At 65.2% G+C, this 9,853-nt stretch carries 12 protein-coding genes and 1 riboswitch; of the genes, 4 read left to right on the top strand and 8 right to left on the bottom strand.

The features are described from left to right. Positions 1 to 85: 85 nt before the first annotated feature. Positions 86 to 227, top strand: a riboswitch (FMN riboswitch). A gap of 80 nt (positions 228 to 307) precedes the next feature. From ribB to dxs, 4 genes are all read left to right on the top strand, one after another. Next, the gene (gene ribB / locus CAF92_RS16795) at positions 308 to 958 is read left to right on the top strand and encodes a 3,4-dihydroxy-2-butanone-4-phosphate synthase (protein WP_046615962.1); all 651 of its coding nucleotides are present in this window, start codon (positions 308 to 310) and stop codon (positions 956 to 958) included. A gap of 207 nt (positions 959 to 1,165) precedes the next feature. Next, positions 1,166 to 1,408 (top strand): exodeoxyribonuclease VII small subunit, encoded by a 243-nt coding sequence (locus tag CAF92_RS16790; RefSeq protein WP_003255380.1) that lies wholly within the window; start codon positions 1,166 to 1,168, stop codon positions 1,406 to 1,408. After that, a complete protein-coding gene (gene ispA / locus CAF92_RS16785; RefSeq protein ID WP_085601416.1) occupies positions 1,405 to 2,292 on the top strand; it encodes a (2E,6E)-farnesyl diphosphate synthase in 888 nt (295 codons plus the stop codon). Before CAF92_RS16790 ends, ispA begins: the two co-directional genes overlap by 4 nt. Positions 2,293 to 2,499: 207 nt before the next feature. Next, entirely contained in the window at positions 2,500 to 4,395 is a 1,896-nt protein-coding gene (gene dxs / locus CAF92_RS16780) for a 1-deoxy-D-xylulose-5-phosphate synthase (protein WP_085601415.1), read from the top strand. 132 nt (positions 4,396 to 4,527) lie between these two features. Here dxs and CAF92_RS16775 read toward each other — a convergent pair whose 3' ends face one another. The 8 genes from CAF92_RS16775 to ribE form a co-directional block, all read right to left on the bottom strand. Then, complete coding sequence (locus CAF92_RS16775) at positions 4,528 to 5,340, bottom strand: cobalamin-binding protein (RefSeq protein ID WP_085601414.1); 813 nt, start codon at positions 5,338 to 5,340, stop codon at positions 4,528 to 4,530. Then, positions 5,340 to 5,759 carry a hypothetical protein gene (locus CAF92_RS16770; protein ID WP_046615958.1) on the bottom strand — a complete coding sequence of 140 codons (420 nt, stop codon included), beginning with the start codon at positions 5,757 to 5,759 and terminating at the stop codon, positions 5,340 to 5,342. Before CAF92_RS16770 ends, CAF92_RS16775 begins: the two co-directional genes overlap by 1 nt. After that, the gene (gene ribA, locus CAF92_RS16765) at positions 5,756 to 6,373 is read right to left on the bottom strand and encodes a GTP cyclohydrolase II (RefSeq protein WP_046615957.1); all 618 of its coding nucleotides are present in this window, start codon (positions 6,371 to 6,373) and stop codon (positions 5,756 to 5,758) included. Before ribA ends, CAF92_RS16770 begins: the two co-directional genes overlap by 4 nt. Before the next feature lie 235 nt (positions 6,374 to 6,608). Further along, positions 6,609 to 7,352, bottom strand: coding sequence for an ABC transporter substrate-binding protein (locus CAF92_RS16760; protein ID WP_046615956.1), 744 nt, complete (start codon positions 7,350 to 7,352; stop codon positions 6,609 to 6,611). 16 nt (positions 7,353 to 7,368) lie between these two features. Beyond that, positions 7,369 to 7,872, bottom strand: coding sequence for a phosphatidylglycerophosphatase A (locus tag CAF92_RS16755; RefSeq protein WP_004376077.1), 504 nt, complete (start codon positions 7,870 to 7,872; stop codon positions 7,369 to 7,371). Beyond that, the gene (gene thiL, locus CAF92_RS16750; RefSeq protein WP_085601413.1) at positions 7,869 to 8,837 is read right to left on the bottom strand and encodes a thiamine-phosphate kinase; all 969 of its coding nucleotides are present in this window, start codon (positions 8,835 to 8,837) and stop codon (positions 7,869 to 7,871) included. The genes CAF92_RS16755 and thiL overlap by 4 nt, the downstream gene beginning before the upstream one ends. Before the next feature lie 18 nt (positions 8,838 to 8,855). Continuing rightward, on the bottom strand, positions 8,856 to 9,356 hold the full coding sequence (nusB, locus tag CAF92_RS16745; RefSeq protein WP_003255393.1) for a transcription antitermination factor NusB: 501 nt from the start codon (positions 9,354 to 9,356) through the stop codon (positions 8,856 to 8,858). Next, on the bottom strand, positions 9,353 to 9,829 hold the full coding sequence (gene ribE / locus CAF92_RS16740; RefSeq protein ID WP_003255395.1) for a 6,7-dimethyl-8-ribityllumazine synthase: 477 nt from the start codon (positions 9,827 to 9,829) through the stop codon (positions 9,353 to 9,355). The genes nusB and ribE overlap by 4 nt, the downstream gene beginning before the upstream one ends. Positions 9,830 to 9,853 lie beyond the last annotated feature (24 nt).

Genomic DNA, 9,853 nt, shown 5'->3' with positions numbered 1-9,853 from the left:
CGAAAGCACCAAACTGAGCAAGCGATACCGCCAAAGGTCGTAGGGCCGTGGGTTGCCAGCGAGGTGGCAATGTGCTGTATGCTTGGCGGGTCTTCAGGGCGGGGTGAAAGTCCCCACCGGCGGTAAATCGAAAGATGAGCCCGCGAGCGCCCCGGCCATGCCGGGGGTCAGCAGATCTGGTGAGACTCCAGAGCCGACGGTCATAGTCCGGATGAAAGAAGGCGTCAGGCAGGGGCCATCCAGGCGCCCCTGCGCGCGCATTTTGTTCGCCCCGAGACGTTCATCGATCATTCACGAGGAGCGTTTCATGTTCACCAGGCACCACCCGCAATTCCCCAATGTCAGCGCCGCCATCGCCGCCTTCCAGGCCGGTCGCCCGGTGCTGCTGCTCGACGACGACGACCGCGAGGACGAAGCGGACATCATCGCCGCCGCCGAGAACATCTCGCTGCAGACCATGGCCATGATGATTCGCGATTGCAGCGGCATCGTCTGCCTGTGCCTGGACGAGGCCACCGTCGACGAACTGCAACTGGCACCCATGGTGCAGAACAACCAGGCCCGCCACGGCACCGGCTTCACCGTCACCATCGAGGCGGCGGAAGGCATTACCACAGGGGTGTCCGCCCAGGACCGCATCACCACCATTGGCGCGGCACTGCGCTCCACCGCCGACCAGCGCCATATCGTCAGCCCGGGGCATGTGTTCCCGCTGCGCGCCCGCAATGGCGGGGTGCTGACCCGCCGTGGCCACACCGAAGGCTCGGTAGACCTGGCACGCCTGGCCGGGTTGCGACCGGCGGCAGTGCTGTGCGAACTGATGAATCCCGATGGCACGATGGCCCGTGGCGAGCAGGTGGCGGTGTATGCGCGGCAGTACAATCTGCCGGTGCTGACCATCGAGGAACTGGCGCGGTACCGTGAGGCCATGCTGGAGCTGGAGGCAGAGCCAGCCTGATCCACCGCACGGGGCCGCTTTGCGGCCCATTCGCGGGTAACCCCGCTCCCACAGGGACCGCGCAGTCTCGGAACCGGTGCAGTACCTGTGGGAGCGGGTTTACCCGCGAAGAGGCCGGCAAGTCCAACCTCAGGCTGCCGGAAGTTTGCTCCCCCCGCCCCGCTCTGCTAGTGTCGCGCCGTTCTGAATGCCACCGAGACAGTCGCCATGGCCCGCAAAAAAGCCTCCCTCGATTTCGAGCAATCCCTCGCAGACCTGCAAGCACTGGTCGAGCGCCTGGAGAACGGCGAGTTGTCGCTGGAAGAGTCGCTGGCCGCCTTCGAGCAAGGCATTGCCCTGACCCGCGATTGCCAGGGCGCCCTGGCCCAGGCCGAACAGAAGGTGCAGATCCTGCTGGAACGCGATGGCGAGCTGGCTGCCCAGCCCTTCGACGCGGAGCCCGAAGCATGATCGGCACCTACCAGGCCAGCTGCCAGGCGCGGGTCGACGCGGCCCTCGAACCGTTGTTCATCGCCCCGACCAAGGAACTCGAACGCCTTTACGCCGCCATGCGCTACAGCGTGATGAACGGTGGCAAACGCGTTCGTCCGCTGCTGGCCTACGCGGCCTGCGAAGCCTTGGGCGCCCCGGCCGAACAGGCCAACGGCGCAGCCTGTGCGGTGGAACTGATCCACGCCTACTCGCTGGTGCATGACGACCTGCCGGCCATGGATGACGACGACCTGCGCCGCGGCCAGCCGACCACCCACAAAGCCTTCGATGAAGCCTGCGCGATCCTCGCCGGCGACGGTTTGCAGAGCCTGGCCTTCAGTGCCCTGCTCGACCCGCGCCTGAGCCCGCAGGCTGACAGCATTCGCCTGGCCATGGTCCAGGCCCTGGCCAAGGCGGCCGGCCCGGCAGGCATGGTCGGTGGCCAGGCCATCGACCTGGGCTCGGTTGGCCTGAAGCTGGACCAGCAGGCGCTGGAATTCATGCACCGGCACAAGACCGGTGCGCTGATCGAAGCCAGCGTGCGCCTCGGCGCCCTGGCCAGCGCCCGCGCCGAACAGGCGCAACTGGATGCCCTGCAGAGCTATGCACAGGCCATCGGCCTGGCATTCCAGGTGCAGGACGACATCCTGGATGTGGAAAGCGACACCGCCACACTGGGCAAACGCCAAGGGGCTGATATCGCCCGCGACAAACCGACCTACCCGGCGCTGCTGGGCCTGGAAGCGGCCAAGGCCTATGCGATCGAATTGCGTGACCAGGCGCTGGTCGCACTGCAAGGGTTCGGCGAAAAGGCCGAACCGCTGCGGGCGTTGGCCCGTTACATCGTCGAACGCCGCAACTGATTTGATTGGGGCCGCTGTGCGGCCCATCGCCGGCAAGCCTGCTCGCACAGAGCCCCCACTGGCCTTGAGCACTGTGCACAACCTGTGGGAGCGGGCTTGCCCGCGAAGGGCTGCAAAGCTGCCCCATGCGACACCCGTCTGAATGGGCAGTATTTCCTACAATGGGGTAAACTGCCGCCTCTTCACACACCTATAACGACTCGCCTGATGCCCACGACGTTTCAAGAGATCCCCCGCGAACGCCCGGTCACGCCGTTGCTCGACCGCGCTGACACGCCTGCCGGCCTGCGCCGGCTGGCCGAAGCCGACCTGGAGACCCTGGCCGACGAATTGCGCCAGGAACTGCTCTACACCGTGGGTCAGACCGGTGGGCATTTTGGTGCCGGCCTGGGTGTCATCGAGCTGACCATCGCCCTGCACTACGTCTTCGACACGCCCGACGACAGGCTGGTGTGGGACGTGGGCCACCAGGCCTACCCGCACAAGATCCTCACCGGGCGCCGTGACCGCATGCTCAGCCTGCGCCAGAAAGACGGCATTGCCGCCTTCCCGCGCCGCAGCGAGAGCGAGTACGACACCTTCGGCGTCGGCCACTCCAGCACCTCGATCAGCGCCGCACTGGGCATGGCCATTGCCGCTCGCCTGCAGAACAGCGACCGCAAGTCGATCGCGGTGATCGGTGACGGTGCGCTGACCGCCGGCATGGCCTTCGAGGCGTTGAACCACGCCCAGGAAGTCAACGCCGACATGCTGGTGATCCTCAACGACAACGACATGTCGATTTCGCGCAACGTCGGCGGCCTGTCCAACTACCTGGCCAAGATCCTCTCCAGCCGCACCTACGCGAGCATGCGCGAAGGCAGCAAGAAAGTGCTGTCGCGCCTGCCGGGAGCCTGGGAAATTGCCCGCCGCACCGAGGAGTACGCCAAAGGCATGCTGGTGCCGGGCACGCTGTTCGAAGAACTGGGCTGGAACTACATCGGCCCGATCGACGGCCACGACCTGCCGACCATGATCGCCACCCTGCGCAACATGCGTGACCTCAAGGGCCCGCAGTTCCTGCACGTGGTGACCAAGAAGGGCAAGGGCTTCGCCCCGGCCGAGATCGACCCGATCGGCTACCACGCCATCACCAAGCTGGAGCCGGCCGACAAACCCGCCGCACCGAAGAAAGCCAGCGGCCCGAAATACTCCGCGGTGTTCGGCCAGTGGCTGTGCGACATGGCTGCCGCCGACAACCGCCTGGTGGGCATTACCCCGGCGATGAAGGAAGGCTCCGACCTGGTCGACTTCAGCGAGCGCTACCCGGAGCGTTACTTCGACGTGGCGATCGCCGAACAGCATGCCGTAACCCTTGCGGCCGGCATGGCCTGCGAGGGCAGCAAGCCGGTGGTGGCGATCTACTCCACCTTCCTGCAGCGCGCCTACGACCAGCTGATCCACGACGTGGCGGTACAGAACCTCGACGTACTGTTCGCCATTGACCGCGCTGGCCTGGTCGGCGAAGACGGCCCGACCCACGCGGGCAGCTACGACCTGTCGTACCTGCGCTGCATCCCGGGCATGCTGGTGATGACCCCAAGCGACGAGAACGAGCTGCGCAAGATGCTCAGCACCGGCCACCTGTACAACGGCCCGGCGGCTGTGCGCTACCCGCGTGGCACCGGCCCGAACGCGCCGATCAGTGGTGACCTGGAGCCGCTGGAAATCGGCAAGGGCGTGGTCCGTCGCCAAGGCGAGAAAGCCGCCTTGCTGGTGTTTGGGGTGCAACTGGCCGAAGCCATGCAGGTGGCTGAGCAAATCAACGCTACCGTGGTCGACATGCGCTTCGTCAAACCGCTGGACGAGGCGCTGGTGCTGGAACTTGCCGCCAGCCATGAGCTGCTGGTGACCATCGAAGAAAACGCCATCATGGGCGGTGCTGGTGGGGCTGTGGGTGAGTTCCTGGCTAGCCAGGCGATCGTGAAACCGCTGCTGCACCTGGGGTTGCCGGACATCTATGTCGAGCACGCCAAGCCTGCGCAGATGCTGGCTGAGTGTGGGCTGGATGCGGCCGGGATCGAGGCTTCGGTGAAGGCTCGGATGACCAGGCTCGGGTTGTAGTCCCTGGGGCCGCTTTGCGGCCCTTTCGCGACACAAGGCCGCTCCCACAAAGGTCGTGCAAGCACCAAGCCTTGCGCAGTCCCTGTGGGAGCGGCCTTGCGTCGCGATCGAGGGCGCAGCCCTCGCAAAAGCTTACTTTGACGCCGGCGCTTTAGCCTCGAGCAGCGCACACAAGCGCGCCGTAGCTTCGATCACCTGCCCACTAGGCCGCTCCAGGCCTTTGTCTGGCACCACCAGTAAACGATCATCGGCAACCGCACGCAGTTGCGGCCAGGCCTTCCAACTCTCCAGCTGCGCCTCATCACCCGCCAGAATGACCTGCGGGTTGCGCAGCAGCACAGATTCCACATTTACCTGCGGCGCCGGCTGGGTGAGATCGGCGAAAACATTATGCGCGCCGCAAACGGCCAGGGCATCGCTGACCACCTGCCGGCCACCGAGTGTATACAGAGGTCGATCCCAGACCTGGTAGAACACCTGCAAGGGCTCATCCCGTCGATACTGCTGGCGCAGCTGCCGCAGCCGGTCACGCAAGGCCTGGGCATACCGATGGCCCTGTTCGGCACGGCCGATACGTTCCGCGATGGCTTCGATCTGTTCGATCATCTGGTCGATATCATGGGGTTCTGCGCTGAAGGTGGCGATACCCAGGCGCTTGAGCTGGTCACGTTGGGCCGGAGGTACGCTGCCCGGCCACAGCAGCAACAGGTCGGGGCGCAGGCTGAGCAGGCGTTCGAGGTCCAGCTGCCCCTGGCGCCCCACCGAGGGCAACTCGCGCAGCGCCGCCGGCCGTTCGCCACCGTCGAGCACACCTACCAGCAGGTCATCGGCCTGCAGTTCGAGCATGATTTCGCTCATCGACGGCGCCAGGCTGACCACTCGCAGGGGTTCGGCGGCCAGTGCAGAACAGGCGAACAGCGCCAGCAGGCCGGGCAGCAGGCGCATCAGCCGAGCTGGCGTGGAATGCGATAGAGGTACAGCATCACTGCGGTGGACAACGCCAGCAAGATCTGTGGCACTGCCTCGAGGCCGACCAGCACCGACAAGGCGGCAACCCAGGCCGGGAAACAGGCAAACAGCATGGCCAGGCGCCGCACCCGCGCCAGCTCGATCCAGGCCGCGGGCTCTTCGCCTGTGCCGAGCACCTTGGACGTGGCGATGAGCGCGCGTTTGTAGGCACCGAAGCGCGGCAGGCTGAGGAACATGGTCGCCGCGCCGGCAATGAACAGTGGCATGGCCAACACCGAGGCCAGCGCATCACCGCCACCGAAGGCCCAGGCCATCACTGGCAGTGGCACCAGGCCCACCGCCAGGTACTGCCACCAGGCCAGCGCCAGGCGCCGCTTGACCTCGGCGCGGGTCACGCCTGAGGCACCTCGCCCTGGTGCTCGTTACCCAGCATGTGGCCCAGCTTGCCGGCCTTCGTCGCCAGGTAGTAGCGGTTGTGCGGGTTGTGCCCGGTGTGCAGCGGTACGCGCTCGGCGACGAGGATGTTCATGTCGGTCAGGGCTTTGACCTTGCGCGGGTTGTTGGTCATCAGCCGCAGCGACTTCACGCCCAGGTGCTCCAGCATCGGCAGGCATATGGCGTAGTCGCGCTGGTCGGCGGCAAAGCCAAGGCGCTCGTTGGCCTCGACGGTATCGGCGCCACCATCCTGCAGCTCGTAGGCGCGAATCTTGTTGAGCAGCCCGATGCCACGGCCTTCCTGGCGCAGGTACAGCAGCACGCCACGGCCTTCACGGGCGATGGCCTGCAGCGCGGCTTCCAGCTGCGAGCCGCAGTCGCAGCGCTGGCTGAACAGGGCATCGCCGGTCAGGCACTCGGAATGCAGGCGCCCCAGCACCGGCTGGCCGTCCGCGATGTCACCCAGGCTGAGCACCACGTGCTCACGGCCCGTGGCTTCGTCGAGGAAGCCATGCATGGTGAAGGTCGCGAAGGGAGTCGGGAGTTTAGAGGCGGCAACAAAGACGACGGGCACGTTGTGCTCCTGGCATAAGTAGGAAATTTCTCGTGGGCCGATTGTATCAGCAGGCTGGGGAATGTGGGCTGGCTGAATACGGTGGGTTAAGATCGAAAAGTTCGATGCTTAGGTTAACCAGGCCCGACCCCATCGCCGGCAAGCCGGCCCCCACAGTTATTGCACAGGCCTCTGAACCTGCGCTGAACCTGTGGGAGCCGGCTTGCCGGCGATTGGGGCGCAAGGCGCCCCGGTTTCAATGTGGTTTGCTATTCGGACTGAACGGATACGGCTGCTGCCAGCGCTGGAAAATCGGCTTCAGCTCGCCACTGCGCACCAGCTCGGCCATGCGCTTGTCGAACAGGTCGCGCAGGGCCTTGGCCTGGTCATTGCGGGCAAAGGCCAGGTACAGCGGTAGTTCGGCCACATGGGTACGGCGGAAACGCTCGGGCTGGGAGGTCTGGCCGAGCACGTAGTCGACCTCGGTCTGCGCATCGATGTAGAAGTCCACACGATCATGCTCGAGCATCGGCAGTATGCCTTCGCGGCGCTGGACCTCGCGAAAGTCATGCACATCGGGCAGGTAGCTGCCGAAGTCGTAGCCACGCACCCAGGCCAGGCGGTACTGGCCTATGGTCTGCTGGGTAGGCACAGGCTTGCTGACCAGCCCCAGCGCGTAGATGTGGTCCATGTCGAAGTGCCAGCGCGGGTACAGGTTGTCGTCGTTCTCGTCCTTGTACGAGCCTACCCAGGCGTCAGCCTCGCCACGCTTCACCAGCCCGATCGCACGGCTGTAAGGCGCGCTCTGGGTCACCACCTTGACCCCGGCCGGCTCGAACACCTTGCGCAGCACGTCCCAGGCCACCCCGGTACCGTCGGCGTTGGTGTAGTCAAGCCACTCTTCGCTGACCAGGTGGATCTGTTTCGGCACACCCTCGGCAGCAGCCGCCCACGGGGCAAGGCTCAGCAGCATTGCCAGCAGCACCGTCCTCATGGCCATTCACACGCTCCCTGTATCAGGCAACCGCCCAAACCAGAACCTGCATCCCCAGCCAGGCAAACACCCCGGCCAGGATATCGTCGAGCATGATCCCGACGCCCCCATGCACATGGCGGTCGACCCAGCGGATCGGCCACGGCTTGAGAATGTCGAAGAAGCGGAACATCAGGAACCCCGCCAGCAGCCACTGCCAGCCTTCCGGCACCAGCCAGAGGGTTATCCACATGCCGACGATCTCGTCCCAGACAATGCCTTCATGGTCATGCACGCGCAAGTCATTGGCGACCTTGCCGCAAAGCCAGAAGCCGAACAGCATGCTCACGCCCAGCAACAGCCAATAGCCCCAGTCGGGCAGCATCTGCCACAGCGGGATGAACGGAATGGCCACCAGCGAGCCCCAGGTGCCCGGTGCCTTGGGCAAGGTGCCGGAACCGAAACCAAAGGCGATGAAGTGCCACGGGTTGCGCCAGACCGAAGGCGGAACGAACTCCGCAGGCACCTGGTTGGGGTGATCGGTCACGGTGTCTCCCTAAAATGTTGATAACCGCGTTGCCGCGGGGTGATGTCCTGGCCCTGCCGGTCGCGCAGGCTGACACCCTGCCCTTCGAGCACCCGCCCGATGACATGGAACGCCGCCAGGCCTTGTGCCTGCAGGGATGAAAGCTCGGATGGCGGCAAGGTGAACGCCAGCACGTAGTCGTCGCCACCGGTCAGCGCCGCCTGCACGGCAGCCTCGGCACCGAGTAACCCCTGCAGAGCGGCTGACACCGGTACCTGCTCCAGGTTCACCTCGAGCGCCACACGGGAGGCCTTGGCGATATGCCCGCAGTCGGCCAGCAGGCCGTCGGAAACATCCAGCGCCGAAGTGGCACGCCCGCGCAGCAGCTGGCCCAGGGCGAACTGCGGCGACGGCGACCAGTAATGGTCGAGCAACGGTTGCGCCAGCGCAGCATCAGCCTGGCGCTGGCCCAGCACCAGCGGCAAGGCACCCGCCGCATTGCCCAGCTCACCGCCCACACACAACAAGTCGCCCGGGCGAGCGCCGCCACGGCGTAACGCCTGCCCCGCCGGAACCCGGCCGAATACGGTCATGGTGATGCTCAGAGGGCCACGGGTGGTATCGCCACCAATCAGGCTCAGCTGACAGTGACCGGCCATGCGGTCGAGGCCGCTGGCATAGGCTTGCAGCCAGTCAGTGCTGACCTCGGGCAAGGTCAGGGCAAGGGTGAAACCGATGGGGGTGGCGCCCATGGCCGCCAGGTCGCTGGCCGCCACGGCCAACGAGCGCTGGCCGAGCAACCAGGGGTCGCACACCGCCGGGAAATGCACCCCGGCGACCAGGGTGTCGGTAGACACCGCCAGTTGCTCACCAGCGGGTAAGCTCAGCAGGGCGCAGTCGTCGCCGATGCCCAGGGCCACACCTTCACCGCCTTGCGCACAGGGCGCGGCGGCGAAGTAGTGGCTGATCAGCTCGAACTCACCCATGGTTCGCAAGCGCCAGGATCAGCGCTTGTTCGCCTTGACTTCTGCTTCGCGCAGGGCCGGGGCGAGCTTGTCCAGCACGCCGTTGACGAACTTGTGGCCGTCGGTGGCGCCGAAGACCTTGGCCAGTTCCACGCCTTCGTTGATCACTACGCGGTACGGCACGTCAACGCGCTTGATCAGTTCCCAGGTGGACAGGCGCAGCACGGCCAGCTCGACCGGGTCGAGCTCTTCCAGTGCAATGGTCATGCACGGCACCAACGCTTTGTCGATTTCGCCCTTGATTGCCGGGACCCCATGCAGGATCTCGCGGAAATAGGCACCGTCGACATCGGTGAAATCGTTATCGACCCGGAACTGCGCTTCGATCTCGTTCAGCGAATGCTGCGCCATGTGCCACTGGTACAGTGCCTGGGTCGCGAGCTTGCGGGCTTCGCGGCGCTTGGCGCTCTTCGATGGCTTGCCGGCATCCGCAGGTTTTGGATCGCGCGGGTTGAAACGATCGCTTTCGTCGCTAATCACTTGGCCTCCAACTGCGCCAGCAGGCTGACCATTTCCAGAGCGGACAGGGCAGCTTCAGCACCTTTGTTGCCGGCCTTGGTGCCGGAACGCTCGATGGCCTGTTCGATGGAGTCGACGGTCAGTACGCCGAAGGCCACCGGAACACCGAACTCCATGGACACCTGGGCCAGGCCCTTGGTGCATTCGCCCGCCACGTATTCGAAGTGCGGGGTACCACCACGGATCACGGCGCCCAGGGCGATGATCGCGTCGTAGGCGCCTTGCTGGGCGACCTTCTGTGCCACCAGCGGGATTTCGAACGCACCCGGGGCACGGATGATGGTGATGTCGCTTTCGCTGACACCGTGGCGTACCAGGGCATCAACGGCACCGCTTACCAGGCTTTCGACGACGAAGCTGTTGAAGCGGCCAACCACCAAAGCATAGCGACCTTTGGGGGCGATGAAGGTACCTTCGATGGTCTTCAGGGTCATTCCGATATTCTCATCTTCAAGAGC

Origin of the sequence: Pseudomonas sp. B10(2017) (assembly GCF_002113295.1) — a bacterium.
GTDB classification, from domain to species: domain Bacteria; phylum Pseudomonadota; class Gammaproteobacteria; order Pseudomonadales; family Pseudomonadaceae; genus Aquipseudomonas; species Aquipseudomonas pudica.
Note: the sequence above shows the minus strand (reverse complement) of the source record. Positions and strands in the feature narration are given on the sequence as shown.

What these genes read in the sequence shown, in the direction of transcription:
- CAF92_RS16775 (WP_085601414.1), bottom strand. Translation starts at nt 5,340, where the DNA reads ATGCGCCTGCTGCCCGGCCTGCTGGCGCTGTTCGCCTGTTCTGCACTG.
- thiL (WP_085601413.1), bottom strand. Translation starts at nt 8,837, where the DNA reads ATGGGTGAGTTCGAGCTGATCAGCCACTACTTCGCCGCCGCGCCCTGT.
- ribB (WP_046615962.1), top strand. Translation starts at nt 308, where the DNA reads ATGTTCACCAGGCACCACCCGCAATTCCCCAATGTCAGCGCCGCCATC.
- dxs (WP_085601415.1), top strand. Translation starts at nt 2,500, where the DNA reads ATGCCCACGACGTTTCAAGAGATCCCCCGCGAACGCCCGGTCACGCCG.
- ribE (WP_003255395.1), bottom strand. Translation starts at nt 9,829, where the DNA reads ATGACCCTGAAGACCATCGAAGGTACCTTCATCGCCCCCAAAGGTCGC.
- CAF92_RS16790 (WP_003255380.1), top strand. Translation starts at nt 1,166, where the DNA reads ATGGCCCGCAAAAAAGCCTCCCTCGATTTCGAGCAATCCCTCGCAGAC.
- ispA (WP_085601416.1), top strand. Translation starts at nt 1,405, where the DNA reads ATGATCGGCACCTACCAGGCCAGCTGCCAGGCGCGGGTCGACGCGGCC.
- CAF92_RS16760 (WP_046615956.1), bottom strand. Translation starts at nt 7,352, where the DNA reads ATGGCCATGAGGACGGTGCTGCTGGCAATGCTGCTGAGCCTTGCCCCG.